The 21,416-nt window shown below is 44.0% G+C and carries 21 protein-coding genes and 2 pseudogenes; 14 read left to right on the top strand and 9 right to left on the bottom strand.

Annotated elements, in window-relative coordinates; genetic code table 11:
* The first annotated feature begins 56 nt into the window (after window positions 1-56).
* The 3 genes from hmpF to IM507_RS07730 all read left to right on the top strand — a co-directional run bounded on the left by hmpF (window position 57) and on the right by IM507_RS07730 (window position 3,384).
* Window positions 57-1,682 carry a pilus motility taxis protein HmpF gene (hmpF, locus tag IM507_RS07740; RefSeq protein ID WP_287636854.1) on the top strand — a complete coding sequence of 542 codons (1,626 nt, stop codon included), beginning with the start codon at window positions 57-59 and terminating at the stop codon, window positions 1,680-1,682.
* Window positions 1,683-2,080: 398 nt separating this feature from the next.
* Window positions 2,081-2,305, top strand: a complete 225-nt coding sequence (locus IM507_RS07735; protein ID WP_002738436.1) for a hypothetical protein — start codon at window positions 2,081-2,083, stop codon at window positions 2,303-2,305.
* Between the two features lie 269 nt (window positions 2,306-2,574).
* Window positions 2,575-3,384, top strand: coding sequence for a squalene/phytoene synthase family protein (locus tag IM507_RS07730; protein ID WP_069475044.1), 810 nt, complete (start codon window positions 2,575-2,577; stop codon window positions 3,382-3,384).
* A gap of 87 nt (window positions 3,385-3,471) precedes the next feature.
* On the opposite strand, the gene petD is transcribed toward IM507_RS07730, so the two are convergent.
* Both petD and petB read right to left on the bottom strand, forming a co-directional pair.
* A complete protein-coding gene (petD, locus tag IM507_RS07725) occupies window positions 3,472-3,954 on the bottom strand; it encodes a cytochrome b6-f complex subunit IV (RefSeq protein ID WP_004267928.1) in 483 nt (160 codons plus the stop codon).
* A 51-nt stretch (window positions 3,955-4,005) separates the two neighbouring features.
* Complete coding sequence (gene petB / locus IM507_RS07720) at window positions 4,006-4,674, bottom strand: cytochrome b6 (protein WP_002738970.1); 669 nt, start codon at window positions 4,672-4,674, stop codon at window positions 4,006-4,008.
* A gap of 238 nt (window positions 4,675-4,912) precedes the next feature.
* Between petB and IM507_RS07715 the strand changes: the two genes are divergently transcribed.
* The 3 genes from IM507_RS07715 (at window position 4,913) to IM507_RS07705 (ending at window position 8,299) form a co-directional block, all read left to right on the top strand.
* Window positions 4,913-6,349 carry a circularly permuted type 2 ATP-grasp protein gene (locus tag IM507_RS07715; protein ID WP_287636853.1) on the top strand — a complete coding sequence of 479 codons (1,437 nt, stop codon included), beginning with the start codon at window positions 4,913-4,915 and terminating at the stop codon, window positions 6,347-6,349.
* Window positions 6,350-6,431: 82 nt separating this feature from the next.
* Complete coding sequence (locus tag IM507_RS07710; protein WP_287636852.1) at window positions 6,432-7,433, top strand: alpha-E domain-containing protein; 1,002 nt, start codon at window positions 6,432-6,434, stop codon at window positions 7,431-7,433.
* Window positions 7,433-8,299 (top strand): transglutaminase family protein, encoded by an 867-nt coding sequence (locus IM507_RS07705; RefSeq protein WP_287636851.1) that lies wholly within the window; start codon window positions 7,433-7,435, stop codon window positions 8,297-8,299. Before IM507_RS07710 ends, IM507_RS07705 begins: the two co-directional genes overlap by 1 nt.
* A gap of 256 nt (window positions 8,300-8,555) precedes the next feature.
* On the opposite strand, the gene IM507_RS07700 is transcribed toward IM507_RS07705, so the two are convergent.
* The gene (locus IM507_RS07700) at window positions 8,556-10,679 is read right to left on the bottom strand and encodes a pentapeptide repeat-containing protein (RefSeq protein ID WP_287636850.1); all 2,124 of its coding nucleotides are present in this window, start codon (window positions 10,677-10,679) and stop codon (window positions 8,556-8,558) included.
* Window positions 10,680-10,822: 143 nt separating this feature from the next.
* Here IM507_RS07700 and IM507_RS07695 point away from each other — a divergent pair, with 143 nt between their 5' ends.
* Both IM507_RS07695 and IM507_RS07690 read left to right on the top strand, forming a co-directional pair.
* On the top strand, window positions 10,823-11,026 hold the full coding sequence (locus IM507_RS07695) for a hypothetical protein (RefSeq protein WP_287636849.1): 204 nt from the start codon (window positions 10,823-10,825) through the stop codon (window positions 11,024-11,026).
* Between the two features lie 2 nt (window positions 11,027-11,028).
* A complete protein-coding gene (locus IM507_RS07690) occupies window positions 11,029-11,712 on the top strand; it encodes a DALR anticodon-binding domain-containing protein (protein WP_002738708.1) in 684 nt (227 codons plus the stop codon).
* Window positions 11,713-11,841: 129 nt separating this feature from the next.
* Here the strand turns inward: IM507_RS07690 and IM507_RS07685 are convergent, their stop codons facing one another.
* Complete coding sequence (locus IM507_RS07685) at window positions 11,842-12,672, bottom strand: hypothetical protein (protein WP_287636848.1); 831 nt, start codon at window positions 12,670-12,672, stop codon at window positions 11,842-11,844.
* 365 nt (window positions 12,673-13,037) lie between these two features.
* Here IM507_RS07685 and IM507_RS07680 point away from each other — a divergent pair, with 365 nt between their 5' ends.
* A complete protein-coding gene (locus IM507_RS07680) occupies window positions 13,038-13,532 on the top strand; it encodes a hypothetical protein (RefSeq protein ID WP_287636847.1) in 495 nt (164 codons plus the stop codon).
* 76 nt (window positions 13,533-13,608) lie between these two features.
* On the opposite strand, the pseudogene IM507_RS07675 reads toward IM507_RS07680, so the two are convergent.
* The 3 genes and pseudogenes from IM507_RS07675 to upp all read right to left on the bottom strand — a co-directional run.
* Window positions 13,609-14,119 (bottom strand): annotated as a pseudogene (locus IM507_RS07675) (IS630 family transposase); the annotation flags it as partial.
* Between the two features lie 351 nt (window positions 14,120-14,470).
* A complete protein-coding gene (locus tag IM507_RS07670; RefSeq protein WP_002738615.1) occupies window positions 14,471-14,758 on the bottom strand; it encodes a ssl2009 family thylakoid membrane protein in 288 nt (95 codons plus the stop codon).
* Window positions 14,759-14,772: 14 nt separating this feature from the next.
* Window positions 14,773-15,426 (bottom strand): uracil phosphoribosyltransferase, encoded by a 654-nt coding sequence (gene upp / locus IM507_RS07665; protein ID WP_002778835.1) that lies wholly within the window; start codon window positions 15,424-15,426, stop codon window positions 14,773-14,775.
* A 449-nt stretch (window positions 15,427-15,875) separates the two neighbouring features.
* On the opposite strand from upp, the gene ndhO reads away from it, so the two are divergent.
* Entirely contained in the window at window positions 15,876-16,091 is a 216-nt protein-coding gene (gene ndhO / locus IM507_RS07660) for an NAD(P)H-quinone oxidoreductase subunit O (protein WP_036397110.1), read from the top strand.
* Window positions 16,092-16,116: 25 nt separating this feature from the next.
* Entirely contained in the window at window positions 16,117-17,094 is a 978-nt protein-coding gene (gene mdh / locus IM507_RS07655) for a malate dehydrogenase (protein WP_002790897.1), read from the top strand.
* Here the strand turns inward: mdh and IM507_RS07650 are convergent, their stop codons facing one another.
* Both IM507_RS07650 and IM507_RS07645 read right to left on the bottom strand, forming a co-directional pair.
* Window positions 17,095-18,222, bottom strand: coding sequence for a THUMP domain-containing class I SAM-dependent RNA methyltransferase (locus IM507_RS07650; RefSeq protein WP_002738408.1), 1,128 nt, complete (start codon window positions 18,220-18,222; stop codon window positions 17,095-17,097).
* A 661-nt stretch (window positions 18,223-18,883) separates the two neighbouring features.
* Complete coding sequence (locus IM507_RS07645; RefSeq protein WP_002738367.1) at window positions 18,884-19,510, bottom strand: TetR/AcrR family transcriptional regulator; 627 nt, start codon at window positions 19,508-19,510, stop codon at window positions 18,884-18,886.
* A 242-nt stretch (window positions 19,511-19,752) separates the two neighbouring features.
* Here IM507_RS07645 and IM507_RS07640 point away from each other — a divergent pair, with 242 nt between their 5' ends.
* The 3 genes and pseudogenes from IM507_RS07640 to IM507_RS07630 all read left to right on the top strand — a co-directional run.
* Window positions 19,753-20,229 carry a YbjN domain-containing protein gene (locus IM507_RS07640; RefSeq protein WP_069473758.1) on the top strand — a complete coding sequence of 159 codons (477 nt, stop codon included), beginning with the start codon at window positions 19,753-19,755 and terminating at the stop codon, window positions 20,227-20,229.
* Window positions 20,192-20,953 (top strand): lipoate--protein ligase family protein, encoded by a 762-nt coding sequence (locus IM507_RS07635; protein WP_069473757.1) that lies wholly within the window; start codon window positions 20,192-20,194, stop codon window positions 20,951-20,953. Before IM507_RS07640 ends, IM507_RS07635 begins: the two co-directional genes overlap by 38 nt.
* 325 nt (window positions 20,954-21,278) lie before the next feature.
* Window positions 21,279-21,416, top strand: a pseudogene (locus IM507_RS07630) (photosystem II D2 protein (photosystem q(a) protein)); the annotation flags it as partial.

Here is a 21,416-nt window from a genome sequence, read left to right as displayed (position 1 = left end):
CACCAACTCTCTCTAAAACCAATTACAAAAACTTTCATCACACAGGAAGACTACTCGTGCTATACCTTGCAGAAGTAAAAAAACAGACTAGAGGTTTTATCAGTGGTTACAAAACCGAATTGAAACTATTGGCCTGTCAGCATAAAGATCAGACGTGGAGTGCCATAGCGGGAAACGATATTTTAACCTGCGACGAAACTAACTCCATAGGAGAAGGTGCGCTTCTCTTGGTGAATTTGAGCGATAATCGTCAACTGCAAGGAAAACCGGAATTAGCGGGAGCGGAGATGGTGCGACAACTGCAAAAGATTTCCCGTTTGATCGAACGCAATAAGGAAGATCAAGAGAAAATCGCTCAGTGGAAACAATCCCTCACCTATCAAAGCGAGATTCTCAACCGCCAGAAAATGGAAATGGAGGAAAGAATTGAGCAAATTGAGCGCATAGAAGTAGAATTCGATTATTTAGAGGGCAAAAAACAAGAACTGGAAAACCTAAAACAACAATTGATAGAGCAACAGCGACACCTGGAAGAAGAACAAATAAATTTCAACTCCTTCCCCAATCTTTCCCCAGAACAACAACAATTTATTCGCTCTCTAGCGGAGAGTTTAGCCAATAATCACGATCTGGGTAATTCTCCCTCACAAATTCTCTATTCAACTCTTGAATCTGTGCAGGGACAACAGACAATTTTAAATAGTTGTTGGCAAAGTTTAGAGGAGCAGAAAAAAGCTGTAGAAAATCGCCAGGTCGTCAACGAACAAATGCTCAATCATCTCAAACAAAGAGCCAGGGAATTAAAGACAAGTCGCAGTGTTTTGGAAACAACGAAAATACAACTACAAATACAAGAAACTGTTCTGAGTCAAAAACAGGAATTATTCGAGCACCTTAACCTCACCCTACAAACCACTGATTCTACTCGACAAATGCTCCTTCGTCTCGCCCAAGCAGCAGACCTAGATTTTGATGGTAAAATCGATCTAGAAGCTCTTGAAAAAATGCCTTTAGAAAAATTGGAGAGCTTAGTTAACAATTTACAAACAGACCTCGATCGCTTGGAAATTTTTGTCAACGACCAAGAGGAAGAATTAACTCTCCAATCTCAAACCGTGGAAGAATTAGAGGCAAGAATGGCCACAATAGATGAATCCCAGCGAGCTAATTTAGAGGCGGAATTAGCCGAGGAACAGGAGAGAAAAGGAATGCTGGCAGAAACTTTGTTCGGACAAAGACGGAATCTTCGGGAAAGGCAAGCTATTTGCTCTCAACATCTGAAAATTCTGCAACGCAGACAGGGAATTTTATCCCCAGAAGATGCCCAAAAATGTAGCTTTGAACCAGTGTTAATTCTCCTGGAGGATAGTTATCAAAATAATCTCCAAGAAAGTCAACGTTTAGCCGCAGAAATCAAGGAGCTACAAGAGGATTTACAAAAAAACAGAGATACTATTGATGAGCAATGCTCGGATTTAGAGCAAAAAACTCGTGAATTTGAAGAACAGGAGCGACAATGGCGCGATGCTAATCTGGCATTAGTGCGTTTAAAAACTCAGATGCAACAGTACGAAACTTTTCTGCAACCCGTGCAGGATCATCTCGATCAAATCCATCAAAAACTAGAAAATATCTCCCATTGGTTTATACCTATGGAATCTAATGTTATTGAATATCATTAAGCTATTAACAGTTAGGCTTAATTAGGGTTTCTGAACAAATAATACAGGGTAATTCAGAAAAAGATTTCTCCCTTCTTGCCGATAACTTTTATAGCTTTTTATCTATGGATAAAATAATTTAGATCAATTTAACTCTAGGTTAGATGTGATATAGACTAGGACTAGTAATTTATACTCAGATAGCTATGAGACAATCCGATCGAGAAATAATGATTTTAGCGGCTGTGGCCTCCCTCTTAGCGGTGGTGGCGGAAGTAGCGATCGCTTTTTAGATAAAAAAAACTGATTTATGGGGTTAAATTCTGCCAAAATTGACAATCAATGCCGAGGAAAGATATCGATAGAATGCTTGTAACAGGGGCGGCAATCGCGATCGCCTCGATCGGGGAAATCAAAGCATGAGTGTTAGTGTAACGGGTCAGGTAAAAAGAATCGAAATAGGCACGGGAACTTGGGCATTAATTGCCGATAACGGTCAAACCTACGAATTAATGGAACCGACCGCCGAATTAATTCAAACAAGGGCAAAAGTGACAGTTATAGGTCAAATTCGCTCGGATGTGATGACTCTGGCCATGATCGGGCCAATTTTACAAGTGACCTCCTTTCAATCCCTGCCATGAAGCCGCAAAATACCGTTTAAAAACGGGCAAAAACCGCTTTTTAAGCCTGTAATCTCGAAAAATTGCCGTAATTGTCCCTCAGCTATACGAGAAAGAAAAATTGTCAAGAAGACCCTAATGGTTGATTTTTTCGAGAATAATCGGGAAATTTTGAATAATCATACTACAATAGACAGCAACTTTGTCTTAGGAACATCGGAATCACCTAAACCGATCTATCTGATTGGTTTAACTCGTAGTTACCTAAGTTGGCGTGAGGAGTGGACTGAATGAATTTGCGCGATAATGCTTTAACGATTCTGCAAGAAACGAGTCGAACTTTTTATATTCCCATAAGTCGTTTACCGGATCGTCTGCTCGAGGCAGTAGCCTCAGCTTATCTCTGTATGAGGGCGATCGATGAAGTAGAAGACCATCCAGACCTAGATAACTTCAGTAAAGCCCAGATATTAAGACAAATTAGCCTGAATTTACAAGCAGGTACCCAAAATTCTACCAAAGAGGATTTTACTTTTGGCTTAGTCCATCGGGAGATTTTGCCGGAAGTCACCCTGAGAATTGGCGAATGGGCAATGTTAGCACCGGATTCGATCGCCCCCCGGGTTTGGGATGCCACGGCGGCCATGGCCGATCGCATGGCCTACTGGGCCGGGAATAACTGGGATATTCGCACAGAAGTGGAATTAGATCAATATACCTTTAGTGTGGCCGGTGCTGTGGGTTTATTGCTGTCTGACCTCTGGAATTGGTACGACGGCACTCAAACTAATCGCAGTTATGCCATCGGTTTTGGTCGGGGTTTACAAGCGGTTAATATTGCCCGCAACCATGGCGAGGATCTGCGCCGGGGGGTAAGTTTTCTGCCCCAGGGTTGGACAATTAGTGATATTCATAATTATGCCCGTCGTAATCTGAAATTAGCCGATTATTACACTCAATCGCTGCCGAAAGGGCCGGCACTCGATTTTTGTAAGATTCCCCTCGCTTTAGCCCATGGCACTCTCGAAGTTCTAGCTTTAGGTAAGGAAAAACTCAGCCGCAGTGATGTTATCGCTTTGGTACAACAAATTACCCGATAGAAGAAATCAAAATTAAAATTGCCCACGATCGCTCTTCCAAAGTCAGGAATCACAAGCGTGGGCAAAAAACCGGTGAAGTTCAGTAACTTAGAACAAACCGAGAGTTAAAGATGTATCGATGGGGAAAGTGGCACCAATACCTAACCAAATCGTGACCACAGTACCAAATAGGAAGATAGCGGTAGCGACGGGACGACGGAAAGGATTTTGGAATTTATTGACGCTTTCAATAAAGGGAACTAACATCAAGCCTAGGGGAACGCCGGCCATGCAAGCGATACCTAAGAGTTTGTTAGGAAGAATACGGAGAATTTGGAAAACGGGATAAAGATACCACTCTGGCAGAATTTCTAGGGGAGTAGCGAAAGGATCGGCAGGTTCACCGATCATGGTGGGATCCATAATCGCTAAACCGGTGCAGAGTCCGATCGTACCAAAGATAACCACCGGGAAGACATAGAGCAGATCGTTAGGCCAAGCGGGTTCACCGTAGTAGTTGTGACCCATCCCTTTAGCCAACTTAGCGCGCAGAGCGGGATCGCTGAGATCGGGCTTTTTTAATGTGGACATGGATAATGTCTCCTAAAAATGATTTCGGATCGACAGAGATATTTTTCTGAATTATAGAGGCCCAGAAATGCCTTGTTTACGGATCATCAAGAAATGTAGCAACATGAAGACCGCGATCGACCAGGGTAGTACAAAGGTATGTAAGCTGTAGAAACGGGTTAAAGTTGCTTGACCGACGCTTTCGCTACCGCGCATCAGGGTGACGAGTTGATCACCGACGACGGGAATAGCAGCAGGTACACCGGAAACAATTTTAACCGCCCAGTAACCCACCTGATCCCAGGGTAAGGAGTAACCGGTGACACCGAAGCTAACGGTGATTACGGCCAGGACAACCCCAGTTACCCAGGTTAATTCGCGAGGTTTTTTGAATCCACCGGTCAGGTAAACGCGGAAAACGTGCAGGATCATCATTAAGACCATCATACTGGCGGACCAGCGATGGATAGAACGAATTAACCAGCCAAAGTTAACTTCGTTCATGATGTACTGTACGGAGGAGAGGGCCTCTGCTACAGTGGGTTTGTAGTAGAAGGTCATGGCGAAACCAGTGGCAAACTGGATCACGAAGCACACAAGGGTGATGCCACCCAGACAGTAGAAGATATTGACGTGAGGGGGAACGTATTTGGTGCTGATATCATCAGCGATCCCTTGAATTTCTAAGCGTTCCTCAAACCATTGATAGGCTTTAGAATCCGTTACTTGTTTGGTAAACATCGCGTAACCAGTAAGAAAAATGAAAGATTTAATGTGTGACCTTTAAAAAATGTAACACAGTTTTCAGGTCTAATTCTCGCTCCGGTCAGGTTTCTCCACCGGTGGGGATCGATTGGCGATCGCTAGGGACGAAAAACGGCTAACTTCCTAAAATTTCCCTTAAAATGTCTCCTAGACTACAAAAAATCAGGCCAATTGTCCGACACTGGGAATAGGTAAGGTATGAAATGAGGTCAGCGTGCTATTAAATACCTACGATCCCGAAGGCTTCTACGACGAACTATTCTTAGATGATGGTCAACCTCGTCCCCACGCGTCCCCTTTAATCAAATGGTTGCAGAATCTGCCGCCCCGAGAACTTCAACAACACCGGGAAACCGCTCAGTCGGCCCTGTTTGAATTGGGGGTGACTTTCAATGTCTATAGCGACAATCAAGGGGTGGAAAAAATCTTTCCTTTTGATATTATTCCCCGAATTGTCTCGGCTGAGGACTGGGATTATTTAGAAAGAGGACTGAAACAACGCATCAAAGCCCTCAATCTTTTTCTCTCCGATATCTATAATGACCAGTTAATCATTAAAGATGGCATTATTCCCCCCGAATTAATCGCCTCGGCGACGGGATTTCTGAAACCCTGTGTGGGACTGAAACCCGCCGGAGGTATCTGGTGTCACATCACGGGAACCGATTTAGTCCGCGATAAAGATGGTCAATGGTACGTTTTAGAGGATAATTTGCGGGTTCCTTCCGGTATTTCTTATGTCCTCGAAAATCGTCGGGTAATGAAAAGCACTTTCCCAGATATTTTCCAGACAATGAATGTTAAACCGGTGGATGATTATCCTTCCCATCTGTTGGAAACTCTCCTTAATTTAGCCCCAGCCCAATTACCTAATCCCACCGTGGTGGTTTTAACCCCCGGAACCTATAATTCTGCCTACTTTGAACATTCTTTTATTGCCCAACAAATGGGGGTAGAATTAGTGGAAGGGCGTGATTTAGTCGTCTTTGATGGTTATCTACAAATGAAAACCACCAAGGGATTAAGACGGGTAGATGTGGTCTATCGTCGCCTCGATGATGACTTTTTAGATCCGGCGGTTTTTCGTCCCGATTCGATGTTAGGTGTACCCGGATTATTAAAAGTTTTCCAGGAAGGTCGCGTCGCTTTAGCTAATGCCCCGGGTACGGGAGTCGCCGATGATAAGGTTATTTATGCTTTTGTCCCCGATATGATTCGTTATTATCTGGGAGAAGAAGCGATTTTAAATAACGTTCCTACCTATCTTTGTTGGCGAGAAAAGGACTTAGATTATGTCTTAAATAATCTCGATAAATTAGTTGTGAAAGCCGCTAATGAGTCGGGAGGTTATGGGATGTTAGTCGGTTCTCAAGCTACCCCCGAACAAAGGGCAGAATTTGCCCCACGCATTGCTGCTAATCCCCGCAATTATATCGCTCAACCGGTGTTAAGTCTTTCTAGGGTTCCCACTTTAATTGACACGGAAGTTGAAGGTCGTCATGTGGATTTACGTCCCTATATTCTCCATCGGGGTGATGAAATTTATGTGCATCCCGGGGGGTTAACTCGCGTAGCTTTGAAAAAGGGTTCTTTAGTGGTTAATTCTTCTCAAGGTGGTGGCAGTAAAGATACTTGGGTTTTAACCAAGTAATCAGGACAATAATCAAAATTTTGGTGGGTTAGTAACCCACCCTACCCTTTTCTTTTTCCTTTTCACTTTTTCCCAGTTAATTATGCTTAGTAGAGTTGCTGATTCAATTTATTGGTTAAATCGCTATATTGAACGGGCAGAAAATGTCGCCCGGTTTATGGATGTTAATCTTAATTTAATGTTAGATGTACCTACCAGCGTTTTGCAACAGTGGGAACCTTTGGTTTTAACCACGGGAGATTTAGAACAATTCAAGAAACGTTACGGCACAGCCACCGCAGAAAATGTGATCAATTTCTTGACATTTGACACGGAATATAGTAACTCAATTATCTCTTGTTTGCGCTGGGCCAGAGAAAATGCTCGGTCAGTTCGCGAGATTATTTCTTCGGAAATGTGGGAACAGGTTAATGGTTTTTTCTTGATGGTAAAAGACGCTTCCTCTTACCATCCTCAAACTACTTTACCGAACTTTTTTACCCAAGTTAAATTGGCTAGTCACCGTTTTGCGGGAGTAATGGATGCGACGATGACTCATAATGAAGGTTGGCATTTTGGCGTTATGGGAAGATTACAGGAACGCGCCGATAAAACCGCCAGAATTCTTGATGTTAAATACTATTATCTCTTGCCTTCCGCTCAATGGGTAGGAACTTCTCTAGACCAAATTCAATGGATTGCTTTACTGCGGTCGGTGAGTGCCTACGAAATGTATCGTAAATGTCAACGACGGATTACTCCTAGTGACGTGGCCGAATTTTTAATTCTTAATCGAGAATTTCCTCGCTCAATTCACTTTTGTCTGCGGGAATTAGACCACTGTTTGCATCAAGTTACCGGTACTCCTGTAGGAACTTGGGGCAATTCGGTAGAAAGAAGTTTAGGGCGACTTTGTGCCGAAATGAGTTATCTAACTATCGAGGATGTTATTGAAATGGGATTGCATGAATTCCTCGACCATATTCAAAAAAGAGTTAATGATGTGGGAATAAAAATGACAGAAACTTTCTTTGTTTTTAATCCCGAACTTGCCCCATCTCTGCCAGTAAATAACTTTCAATATCAATCCCAATTAACAACTTAATGCGTTATCACATTCGGCATCAAACTAACTATTTATATAATCAACCCGTGATTTTATCACCCCATCTGCTGCGCTTGCGGCCAAAATCTGATGGTGGGCAAACTTTGCGAGAGTTCACGCTCAAAATTAACCCAGAACCTTTAACAATAACTAATATTATCGACCTCGATGGTAATTCTTGTTTACAAATTTGGTTTAATCAACCGACGGAAGAATTATTGATTGATGTGGTGAGTGAAGTGGAAACCCATGGGGTTAATCCTTTCCAGTATTTATTGGAACCTTGGGCGACCTGTTTACCCTTTGATTATCCCATTTCTCTCCACAGTCAATTACAACCCTACCGACAATTTTATGGGTTAGCTAATGACCCTGATGTGGCAGCATTAGCCCAGGAAGTTATGCAGGAAACTGAGGGACAGGTGCTATCTTTCCTGTTTAATCTTAATGACAAAATTTACCGAAATTGTCAGCAAATTATTCGTCTTACCGGGGAACCCTATCTACCCGGAAACACTTGGAAAAATAAGCAGGGTTCCTGTCGCGATTTTGTGGTTTTATTTATGGATGTGTGTCGCTGTGTGGGATTGGCTTCCCGTTTTGTCAGTGGCTATCAAGAAGGAGATTTAGACCAAGGAGAAAGACATTTACACGCTTGGGTAGAGGTGTACTTGCCGGGGGGCGGCTGGAAAGGCTATGATCCTAGCCATGGATTAGCGGTGAGTGACCGTCATATTAGCCTCGTTTCTAGCCCAATTCCCCGTTATTGCGCGCCAGTAGAGGGAAATGCTCGACCGGTTAATCTCGGTCATCAAGTGATAGAATCTCAGCTATCATCGACAATTGCCATCGATAGCCCTAACTAGGGTTTGCTGAATAAATCTAAAAACCTTGTTGGGTAAGACTTTTAGACTTTTTGTCAATCAAAAAGTACCAAGTATGGGAGTGATAAGGGGGAAAATTCAGGTACTTTTTCCCTAAAAATTAGGTAATTGGCCACCTCAAAACCCGTAAAATCCCACACCCCACACCCCACACCCCACACCCCACACCCTGCCTCTACCGAAAAACTTTTTCAGCAGACCCTAACTAGAACTGCGCTAAAGCGCAACTACAAACCTATCAGAAGCCTAATGTTTTCAAAATTATCGGTAAGGCTGTTTGACAGGCTTGGGCAAGTTTGCTGGCAGGTTCCAAAGCTTTAGCAATTGTTTCGAGAAAATTAACTGCTCGTTGGGCTTTCTTTTGCAGTCCGGCATCATCAGGATTTTGACTAGCTTGGGCAATCTTTTTCACTTGGTTGGCGGCTTCGGCTTTTTCTTCTTCATCTAAATGGCTGTCAATTTTAATCGCCTGGGTTAGTTCTTGCAGTAAGGCTTTGAGTTGGGCATTTTCTGGGGAAGCATCGGCTGCAATTTGGTTAATGGTATTAGTTACATCGCCGATGATTTCGCCGAAATTGACGGCGGAATTATTAATATCGCGGATGGTAATATTTGGGGAACTGTCGTTACTGTGGCTCATGGCTTTTGCTTCTACATGGATGGGACGGTTGGCGAGGGTTTTGGTAATTTCCATCATATCAACACTTTGTTGGCGATAGATGGCAATTTCTGTCTCTTTGGCGGTGAGTTGTGCCTTATATTGGGCTTCGATGGCTGCGAGTTGTAGTTGATAATTTTGGTTAAATTCTTGGTGAATTTTCTCTTTATCAGTGTCGGACGGTACATGGACTTTTACCACTATCACGCCATCTCCTTTATTGGCAATGCTCTGCACCTGAAGCGGCGTATCTTCATTCTGCACTTGTACTTCTTTTAAGGCAGCGATGAAAGCTTTCCAATCTACCCCATTGCGGAAAATCAGGTCAACGGTGTCGAACATTTCGGCAAATAATTTAGTAAATTCGCCCGGTTGAAATTCGCCACTGCTGGGGCGGCGCTCTTTTTGCCCATTAAGCAGATAAATGTACTGGCAGTCCACCTCATCCAGTTGGGTGGTAGCATCAATATTCCAATTTTCCACGCAAGCACCCGTCAGAGTAGCATGGCGCAAATCGGCATTGACGGCGTTGACTTCGGTGAGGTTTGCCCCCGCAAGGTTGGCGTATTGCAAGCTGGCTTCACTGATATCGGCGAGGCGCAAGTTGGCAGCTTGCAGGTTTGCCCCCTCCAGGTATGCCCCCCGTAAATCGGCTTGGGCAAAGTCTTTTCCGCTTCCGGTGCGGGAATCAATCAAAAATTCTCTAACCCGGGGATTGGCTAATAAGGTATTGCCGGGGCGGGCTAATTCCAATTTAATTGCTTGTTTAAAAATTGTTTTATTCAAGATTGCCTGATTAAAATTGGTACTTTTTAAGGTGGCTCCTGTAAAATCTATTGCGGTTAAATTGGCTTGAAAAAAGGATGTGCCACCAATGGCAGCAAAGGCTATCACAATTTTACGCAACCAAGGATCGCGGCTTTCCTGTTTAAGGGTCAGCCAACCGAGCCAAAAGTAAAATAGCGTCAAGGCTACGGCTACGGCTCCGGCTACGGCTACGGCTCCGGCTACGGCTACGGATATGGCTACGGCTAGGGCTACGGATATAGCTACGGCTACAGCTAAGGCTCCGGCTCCCGCTCCGGCTAGGGCTAAGGCTCCGGCTCCCGCTCCGGCTAGGGCTCCGGCTCCCGCTCCGGCTAGGGCTAAGGCTCCGGCTCCGGCTCCGGCTAAGGCTCCGGCTACGGCTCCCGCTCCGGCTAGGGCTACGGATATAGCTACGGCTACGGCTCCCGCTCCGGCTCCGGCTAGGGCTGAGGCTCCGGCTAGGGCTCCGGCTACGGCTACGGCTCCGGCTACGGCTACGGCTATGGCGAAGGCCAAAATATTTTTACGCCAAGTGACAGCGCAAAAACAGATGAGAAAAATTAAGGTGAACCAACCAGTAACTTGGTTTTCTGGATTGGAATAAAAAATTAAGCCCACCATATAACCGCCGAAGGCGGAGAAAAAACTCGAAACCACAATTAACACCAAAGCCAACCCCAGCAAAATCACCAGCCACCGCTTCTGCAATCCCGCCTTCGCCCCGGCAAACTTCACCCCCGTCAAATTCGCCCGACTAAAATTTGCCCCGCGTATATCACAACCACTGAAATCCGCCCCTGTTAAGTCCGCACCGCGAAAGTTACCACCCCGCAAGGATTCCCCCCGGAAATCCCGCCGCCCGTTTTTGTACTGCTCAATAACTGCCGCTGCCTTCATCGCCTACGAAATTGCCATACTATGCCCTCAATCTTACTACAAGTCAGAAAGCGGGTTTCTTGAGAGAATCCGATTGACACTCCCACCCCAGCGCTTCGGGATTCTTGGTTCAACGAGTCCACGTTCAAAAACCTGGCATTTTTATGGGCAATCGCGTCAGTTTCCACACCTCGCGTTCTAGAATATATCTGAATTTCCCCCATAGATATCTACTACAATATCCGAAAACTGGCTCTTCTGGTGTTTATGTGGAAGGAAGAAGAATAGGGATAATTTGGGTGCATCTCAATTTGGTGGAAATATCTAGAGGACGTTTTGGGCGCACGCAACTACGTTTACCCTTCTGAGTATGAATTTTATCTGCAATCACCCCTCGATCGAGCATTGTTTAAAACAACAATTAATTAATCTTTTTCCAGAAAACAACCATAAATTAACTTTCTATCGTTGCCAAAAAACTGATAGTATCCTCTATCGTTCACCTCTGTTTTATTATTTTACACCCGCTCAATGTCAAACCATATTTAACCATTTAATCGCCCTTTTTCCACAAATTCAGCTTAGGGAAGGATGGCTAGAATTATTATTAGATCAGCAATTTTTGTCCTTTTGGTTACTGAAACTAAACGATTTAATTGATAAATTTTTCTCCGATCAGCTTCCTCTCCATCCCGAAGGAGAATTTTTCTTTTTATTTCAATATACCCACGCTCGCTATTCTAGTTTGTTACAACTGCTCAATCGGGAAAAAATTAGATTAACCGAGTCTGAACTATTATCATGGCATCATCCCGCCGAAATAGCCTTAATCCTGCAAATTTTAACCGTTTGCGATTGTTGGGAAGGCCAGAAACTCTATCCCCTAACTGCGAATTTGTGCGAAGCGATGCTCAATTTTGAGCGTAACTGTCGCATTATCGGAGAATCGGCCCCAATTCAGCAATCGAGATTAATCCTGATTAGCGTCAGTCAAAAACTACTTAACCGTCTTCTCCGTCAAAAATGGCAACTGCTGCCGATGACGGAACTATAAAAATATTAACTTTTGTGAATTTAGTGGACAAAACCATCAGCTTATGATAGATTTTAATTAGTGTGAGGAGCGAACCAGAATAGAGAGCCGAGACGAAACATGGACAGTCGCCGGCTCTCTTTCTGTTGTTCAGGAATTATCTTTTTCTTGGCGATATTTAATAAAAGTGGGCAAATCAACCCGAAAAGAGGAATATTTCGGGGAAGGAGAGATGATAGGTGCGGGCCAATCCCTGTCTTTCTTATTTAAGGATTCTACTGGCTCAATAGTCTCTAATTCCGCTACAAAATCATCGATGGGAGCCACTTCATCGTTTTCTTGATTCTCTGTCTGAGACCAAGGCTCGATCGCAGCTGCCTTGTCAACAATGGCTAAATCTGGGGAAAAATTGCGATCTCTACCGCGCTGGAAATACTGGGCCAAGGCCGCTTTATACTGGAGGGTGTAGCGTTGCTGACGTTGGAGACGGGTGCGTAATTCCTGCAATTGCTGGTCATAGTTGCACAGTTTTTGGCTTTTTTCCTGATAACTTTCCTGAATTAAGGCACATTCTCGCTCTAAACGGGCTAATTGTTGGCGCGTGCGGGTCAATTCTGCGGTCAAATTGGCAATAATCATCGGTTGCCGTTGTTCTGCTTGACGATACTGTTCGATTTCTCCTAAAGCTCGCTGTAATTGTTGCTTTTCGTATTGCAGTTCCTCGTTTTGCTGCTGGATTAGGGTATCGCAACTTTGCCAGCGACGATGTTGCTCGGCTAACCGCGATCGCAGTTCCGCCAGAGCTTGCTCCCGTCGCCAGATCTCCGCTTGTAATTCTTGATTTTGTTGACGTAAATGAGAGGATAGAGCTGCCCAATCTGTCTCATCTGTTGATTGACTCTCATGCTCGACAATTTCAGCAGTGATGACAGTATCCGCATGGGTGAGATGATCGAGGTACAGGTCGGAATTATCGTTCATAAAAGCCAAAGGATGAGGAAACCTAGAAGTTTAGAGACGTTAAAAGCCTTCTATCGTTCCAAAAAAAAATGGGAACCGCATTGTTAGAGACTGCCGCGCGGTTCCACTGCCGATCCTTAAGAGGAGAACACTATAAATAACTATAAGCTTATTAGGAATTTTTGTCAATACTTAATGAGAAGTTTTTTCAATAAGTTGGAGAGGAGAGGGGAATCGACTAATTCCTAGATAGCTATAGTGCGGGGTATCTGGCCCGGATCCAGGGAAGAATTAGCCACAGCAAAATTGACACAAGCACTGGTCGAGCGGGTTAGCGGCTCGATATGCTTCAATAATCCTATAGTTTTTATTTTCCTTGTCGTATCATGCCACGTCCCCCGAAGAAAACCCCTAGCACCCCTGAACCTCCCGAAGAGCCAATTAAAACCACTCCTCCCCTACAACCTCTACAAATTATTAAAAAGGGTTCTAGGGCTGCAGTACCCCCCAAACCTCCAGAAACCCCTCCAGAAATAATTGAGGAAAAACCAACCGAGGAAACGGTAAAATCAGTCAGTAGTGAGATAAAATCTCCTCTCCGTCCCCGTTTCGATTCGGCTCCTCCATTCCGAAAACCGATTCCCAAAGCAGAAATTCCCGTCATCGAAAAAGCGACGGGAGCTAATGGCGAAGTATTTAATCTGACCGATTCTGTCCTGATTACTGAACCTTTTGGTACTCGTATTCCTGCTATTATCGATAGTTTTTATGCCGATGATCAAGGCGAAATCTGGGCGCGACTCAAACCAGTGGAAGTTAATCCCGATTGTCGCTGGGAACAGGCCTGTATTCGCTCTCAGGGTTTGGTAAAGGCCGAGTAAGACAGTTATCAGTTATCAGTTATCAGTTATCAGTTATCAGATTTGAGTTTTAAGTGTGCAGTAAGCTGTTCGTAATTTAAATTGCGTTAACAGAATTACCCTTGTTTTTCAACTTGCGATCCCACTTAATAATTAGACCTCCTTCATTTATAAAGTTGATGTAAAAGAGATTCTAATTCTTCAACTGATTTAAAAAGTCGATGAGCGATAAATTCTTTTGTCGAGTGCCAGAGCAATTCAATGATATTTAAATCTGGGCTATATGCGGGTAAACACTCTAAAATTAAGTTGGGCATATTTTCAGCAATTTTACCAACAACATCCGTTTTTTTGTGAACACTAGCATTATCGAGAATCAGGACAATCTTTCGACCCTTTTCTCGAAAATCCTCCTCTTTATTCCCCGCTTCCACCCATTCTTTAATGATTTTTGTATAAAAAACTTTTACCACTTCATAAAAAGTTTCTCAATTTCCTTTTTTGATGAATTCTACGAATCTTTTTTTATCGGAATATCTCACTCCTCCCATCCCATTTACTCGACCACCTCTTCTTTGTCCGCTAACTTTTTTTTGCTTTTTTTCCCTATGTTTTTCTTCTCATGACTCTTAAACCATAGCTTTTTTCAGTCTGCTGAGGTACAAAAGTTATGGGCTTTAGACGAAAGGAAAGAAGAATAGGTGTACCTCACTAGCTTAAGAAACGCTATATTCTGAATGAAAACTTGAAGTTTTACTCTTAACTCAAAACTCTTTAGATATGCTTTAATTTAGTTATCAAAATCTCTTTATTTAAGCGGCACAAACTGTCTCAATTTTGATAATTGAGAATAAATTCTCCTTGATTTGATTAATGTTTGGCAACTTTTAAGAAGCGGCTATACCTATCCCTAACTCACAGTTATATAAAGGTTTTGAGATTTATTCAGCCAACCCTATTTAATGATCGCTGCCGTTTTCCTGTACCGATCCTAACTGTTGACGCACATCATCGATCGCTAGATTTAACTGGGCAATTTTATCTTCTAAACTGCGGCGGGCCATTTCCATACCTTCCTCTGGAGTCAAGCGCCCATTGCGGATCTCCTCCAAAAAAGACTGATTATCACCATCTGCTAAACCGCGACGGCTGCGATTAGCCAACACTGTCCCCAAAACACCGCCCACTAAACCACCGACAATCGCACCAGCCAAAAAACCGCCCGCAAACCCATCTCGCTGACTCATAATCCGTTTTTCTCCTAATAGGTTCCAAAAGCTCGATCGCCGGCATCGCCCAACCCCGGCACGATGTAACCGCGGCTATTTAATCCTTCATCGATAATAGCCGTATAGATGTTCAAGCTGGGATAATTCTGACTCAATTTCTGTAAAGCCGGCGGGGCAGCCACCACGGAAATCAGGCGAATTAGGGCAGGATCAACGCCTCTGCTGGTAATTTCTGCCATTGCCGTTGAAATTGATCCCCCCGTGGCTAACATCGGTTCAAGAATTAACACTCTCGTGGCCGGATCAAAACTAGCCGGTAATTTATTTAAATAACAACTCGCCTCCAGGGTTTCCTCATTTCTGACTAAACCGAGATGATAGGTACTAGCTAGGGGTAAAAGACTTTGCGCCCCTTCCAACAGGGCTAATCCTGCGCGTAAAATCGGGACTACGGCGATCGGTACGCTAGGATCGATAAAAGTAGCGGGACATTCCGCTAGAGGGGTTTTAACGCTAGTTTCCAGGGTCGGCAACCATTGCCTGGCTGCTTCGTAGGTTAACCAGCGCCCTAGTTCCGTCATCGCTGTTTTAAACAGTACCGAGGGGGTATTTTGATCGCGGGCGATCGCCAGCCAATGCTTAACCAGAGGGTGTTCGGGAACATAGACGCGCAGTTGTAAAACCATGAAAACACGAGAACTCGATCGAGGGCTAAACTTTATCTTAAGCCAAAAAGCCATCAGCCCGGAATCAGTTATTAGTTTCTAAAGGCAAGGGGCGACAGGCACTCATGCACAAGAAAGAATCTGGCAATTCTCCCACCTAAAAACAAGGGTAAAAACTAAGTAGGTAGGTATTGAAAACTTTCAGATGCCCCCCTTATTAAGGGGGGACTAAGGGGGGATCGGCACCCTCCTTAATAAGGGGGGGGATCGAACCTAAAATCCATTTTTAATTTAATTATAACCAGCCACCTAAGTACATCAAAGCTTTGAGCCTAACCAATTAGGTTTTAGATTCGGCCTTTGGTATTAGTCATCAGTAAACCGATGACTGAAAAAAGCTCTTGTCAGAGGTCTGCCCGAATATGTAACAATTTATGGGGGAAACCCCCAGCAAATTTAACCAGAAAAACATGGCAGCTACAATTAAGAAAGGAGCTTTAGTCCGCGTGGTGACGGGAAACCTAGAAAATAGCCTCGAAGCCCTAGCCAGCGATCGCCGTTTACCCAGTTATATGTTCGACTCGACAGCAGAAGTCTTGGATGTAAAAGATGATTATGCTTTGATTAAATTCTGTGTTCCCACCCCCAGTGTGTGGCTAAAGCTCGAACAACTGGAACCCGCCTGATGAGGAATTGCCTCATCCATAAACCATGGTTGACTTCTACGATACACTCATCCCCTGTCAATCGCCCCGAGTCTCGGTTATTGGTGCCGGCAACGTCGGACGCACCCTGGCTCAACGCATCGCCGAAAAAAACCTCGCCGATGTGGTTCTCCTCGATATCGTCAATGGTTTGCCCCAGGGTATTGCCCTAGATTTGATGGAAGCTCAGGGCATAGAACTGCACGACAGCGAGATTATTGGCACTAATAACTACGAAGACACGGCAGGCTCGGATATTGTCGTGATTACGGCTGGATTAGCCAGAAAACCGGGCATGAGTCGCGATGATCTCATGAATGTCAATGCTAAAATTGTCGTCGAGGCCGCCACTAAATGCCTCCAGTATTCTCCGGAAGCCATTTTTATTGTCATCACCAATCCCCTGGATGTGATGACCTATCTAGTCTGGCAATCGACCGGTTTACCCCCCCAAAGAGTGATGGGAATGGCCGGAGTCCTCGATTCTTCCCGTTTACAAACCTTTATCGCCATGGAATTGGGGGTTAGTACCGCCGACGTTCATGCTATGGTTTTGGGTGGTCACGGTGATTTAATGTTGCCCCTACCCCGTTACTGTACCGTCAGTGGTGTGCCGATTACCGAATTAATGGACGAGATAACAATTAACCGTTTAGTGGAGAGAACTCGCAACGGTGGGGCTGAAATCGTCAAATTACTGCAAACTGGCGGCGCTTATTATGCCCCTGCTTCCTCTGCCTGTACCATGGTCGAGACGATATTGAGAAATCAATCCCGTTTACTGCCGGCGGCAGCCTATCTTAAGGGTGAATACGGTTTACAGGATGTCTATCTGGGGGTTCCCTGTCGCTTAGGCTGTCGGGGTGTGGAAAGTATTCTGGAAGTGCGTTTGACCGATGCTGAACGTCTGGATTTACACACTTCTGCTGCCTCAGTTCGTCAGAATGTTCATTTAGCCCTTGACAGTCTCAAGGTTTTGATGTAGTTAATACAACTCATATTTTAAGAGGGTACAGGGCAAAGAACCGTTATACAAGGGAGTGCGACGGGAAGAACGCAGACCGATTTGTTTAGTCAGTTCTTTGTTTCCCGATAAAATATAGGCTGTCCAACCCTTAAACCTCTGTTTTAAGACATCACCGAAGGATTTATATAAAGCCCCTAATTCTTCGGTATTACCCAATCTTTTGCCGTAAGGGGGATTACAGAGAATAATCCCTCGATCGCTCGTCGGTTCTAAGTCGGTGATGCTTTGCAAGCTAAAATTAATATAGTCCTGCACTTGACAAAAATAGGCGTTATCCTCGGCCTGACGCAAAACCTCATAATCGGCATCACTAGCATAAATTGGCGCATTTAGCTGAAATTTTTGTTTTTCTTTAGCTTCCTGAAGCAAAGATTGCCATAAATCCGGTTGATAGTCTGGCCATTTCTGGAATCCGAACTGGGAACGGGATAAACCGGGGGCAATATTTAAAGCTTTTAACGTCGCTTCGATGACAATGGTTCCCGAACCACAGAAAGGGTCCAAAAGCACCATATCATCCTGCCATGCTGATAATTCTACCAAAGCAGCGGCAAGACTTTCTTTCAGAGGTGCGACTCCCATGGCCCGATGATACCCGCGACGATGTAAACTGTGGCCAGAACTATCTAAACTAAGCACACAGCGATTTTTCTCGATATGAGCGTTAATTTGCAGGTCGGGGTTTTCTGTATCCACAAAGGAACGGGGATTGCCCTGTTGACGCTGTTGGTCGATAATAGCGTTTTTGATGCTTAAAGCGGTGTAATGGGTGTGATTGAGGCGATCATTCGTTCCCGTACATTGTACCGCTAAAGTTTCCTCACTGCTGAGATAATCTCGCCAATCAATGGCTTGAATACCATCATACAGTTCCTTCCCATCCCCACAGGGAATTTCGGCAATGGGAACCAAAACCCGAAAAATAATTCTTGACCAAAGATTGACTCGATAGAGTAGGGAGATATCCCCCTGAAAATGGACTCCGGTGAATACTGGTTTCACTTCTTTGGCCCCTAGGAATTCTAATTCCCTAGCGGCAATTTCTTCTAGTCCCCTAGCGGTGGTAGCAAAATAGGATCGAGTCATTTCAGTTATCAGTTATCAGTTATCAGTTATCAGGTTTCAGTTTTCAGTTATCAGGTTTCAGTTTTCAGGTTTCAGTTATCAGTGACTAGCGCTGGTCGTTGGTAGCTTGAAATCAGAAAGATTTTAATTTTTATCCCCTTGTAAATTCCTATCTCATTCGTTCTTTCTTTATCTTGCAGGTAGTTGGCGATCAAATCAAGTTTTTGTTAGGAAATATTAAGGGTTTCTCTCAATCAAGACTAGACAGCATTCTCTGAGAAAATAATGTAGGCGCTCATCATCATTCTTCTCTCGAGTTGCCTGAGCTATATTTGCTAGTTCTGTTTCTCCTATCTCTATATTATCCAGCCAACGCTCAAAATCTCCTCTGTCCATGTGTTCTTTAAATTTATTGGGATTATCTATAGATAATTCGAGTAATTCTGGGATATTGTTAACGACTTTTACTTCACCATTGTCTAAGTTAAAGAGGTCATTCTGTTATTCTTACTTCCCCTCCCGACGACCGGCTACTGACTCCTGACGACCGACTCCTAACCCCACCAATAAACTTTTTGCCGTAAACCCTACTTAAGTAAGCTAAAAAGGATTTTAACCGCCTATCCTTAGATTAGCTGTCTCGGAGTCTCGGAGTCTCGACTAGGAAATTAATTTTGCACGACTACTTAACTAACACTCCATTCAGAAAAATTTCGGCAATACCTTCGGCCATTTCTTGTAAAGCTAAGGGGGAAGCATTACTATCTAAAATAGTTTCACTAGAAAAACCGGCAATTGCGAACATTCCTAGAAAAACCTGGGCTACAATTTTCGGATTCATGGGACGATAGATACCATGATCGATCGCTGTTTGAAAAAAAGCCTCAGCCACATCGGTCATTTTAGCAATTACCTCCGATTGAATCCGCTCTTTTAATTCGGGGTGAAATTGTGCCTCTATAAAACAAACTCGCAATAAATCGCTATTTTCTCGCATTCTCAACACCCTACGTCGCATCACCTGCGCTACCGCTTTATAACTGCCCATTTCGCTCAATTCCGTCAGCAAGTCGGTGAGAATGTCCACCCATCCCCTAGTGGCCACTTCGATTAAAATCGCCTTTTTGTTGGGAAAATAACGAAATAAAGTTCCTTCTGCCACATTTGCTTTTCCTGCTAGGTCTTTGGTCGTGGTTCCTTCATAACCCTTAGCGGCAAATAAACGTAAAGCGGCCTGTAGAATACGACTACGGGTATCTTCTTCCCCAGAATTGGTCTCAGTTAGGGAACGTTGAAAAAGACTTTGCATAATTATTGACAGCTAGAAAGGGATAGAGCCATTGTCATCGATCAAGTTAGGTGTTTACTCAAATGCTTCATAAAATTTTGAGTAATTGGGGAAGTGGGAAAGTGGGGAAAGTGGGGAAAGTGGGGAAATTCAACTAAAACCCCAAAACCCCAAAACCCTAAAACCCCACTTCCCCAACCCGAATGTCTTTTTTTCTTTTCTCTTGGGATAAGATTGTGATCGATCGAGTTTAGGGAATTTTTATGACCACAGAAAGTTTAGCGACTTCAGAAGCAATAGAGTCAATGACCGATGAATTTCTGGCTAGTACGAGCAGTCACCAAGAAATGATTGAAATGGTTATTTCTACTCTGCAGCAGAATGATACTGCTATGGTACAACATACAGAAAAAGGTTATCTGTGGAAGTTTCAGTATGGTAGCGTTGAGGTATTTGTGCAGTTAACTGGGGAAAGCGATGATGATTTTCTCACGGTGTGGTCTTCTGTGCTGAAATTGCCTGTTCAGGATGAATTGGGATTAACCCGCAAGTTATTAGCGATGAATTGTGCCGAAACCTTTGAATCTCATTTTGCCATTATGAATGAGCAGGTGGTGGTGATTTCTCAGCGTACTGTGGCCGATTTGTCTGCTGGGGAGATTTCGCGAGCAATTACTCTCGTGGCGACGGTAGCAGATAATAATGATGAAATGTTACGAGAATCTTTTGGTGGCAGCTAAAATTTGGCGTTATATCCCTCCAATTATCTCATCGGCAGAGCTACAAATGGCGATCGATTCTTGGTTACTAGAACAACACCGTTGTGGTCATCATCCCCCGACTCTGCGTTTTTATCAATGGTCGCCCCCAGCTATTTCCTTGGGCTATCATCAACGGCAATATCCCGATTTTTGGCGTGATTTGACTTGGCAAGGTCAAAAAATCTCCCTAGTTCGTCGTCCTACCGGTGGCCGGGCCGTACTACATCAGGGGGATTTGACTTATATGGTGGTAAATTCGGGGATGAAGGGGAATGTTAGGAAAGTTTACTGTCAAATCTGTCAATTTTTAATCACAGGCTGGCAAAATCTCGGTCTAGAATTGTCCTACGGTGCTGCCGGCCGGGGATATATCCATTCTGCTAACTGTTTCGGTACAGCTACCGGTGCGGATTTAGTCGATAATTGGGGAAATAAATTTATTGGGAGCGCCCAACTGCAACGGGGTTCCTCGGTTCTCCAACATGGTTCGATGGTGTTAGAGCAGGATAATTCGCTGTTTGAGCAAGTTTTCGCCAGTGCTGCCCCTCAAAAGCTCAATTTAGCCCCAGATTTGACCCTAGAGACAATTATCGCTACCCTGAAAACCGCCGCCGAGGAATGCTTTGATTGTCAATTGCTAGAGCAACCCCTAGAGGATTGGGAATGGCGATCAATTAAAAAAATGAATATAAATACTCATTGACAAAAAAGTTTTTGTGTGTATTAAAAATCAATTATGAGTCAAGTTGTATAGATTTGTAATTTTTTGCTAATAATAGTTAAAGGTAGATAGAGGCCGCAAGGAACCAAAGTCTTACCGAACTCGAAATTATTGTCTAGCTTGTGCTAGTTTAAGAAACGTTAATCTTTTACAGTTTGTGAGGATTAACGAGCGATCGCAGCTAGTTTAGTTAAGCTAATCCAGTCAATCGATCGCGCCATCTTATAAGACAATGGGAGTAATCCCAGACTCAAAAAAGTTAAGAAATCTTGCCCGTGATTTCAGTTAAGCAAGAGGAAAAATACCCATGACCATTGCTGTCGGACGCGCCCCAGAAAGAGGGCTGTTTGATGCTCTCGATGACTGGCTCAAAAGAGACCGTTTCGTCTTCATCGGTTGGTCTGGTTTACTACTCTTCCCCTGCGCCTTCATGGCCCTAGGTGGA

The organism is Microcystis sp. M20BS1, assembly GCF_020245305.1.
Lineage (GTDB): Bacteria > Cyanobacteriota > Cyanobacteriia > Cyanobacteriales > Microcystaceae > Microcystis > Microcystis ichthyoblabe_A.
Note: the sequence above shows the minus strand (reverse complement) of the source record. Positions and strands in the feature narration are given on the sequence as shown.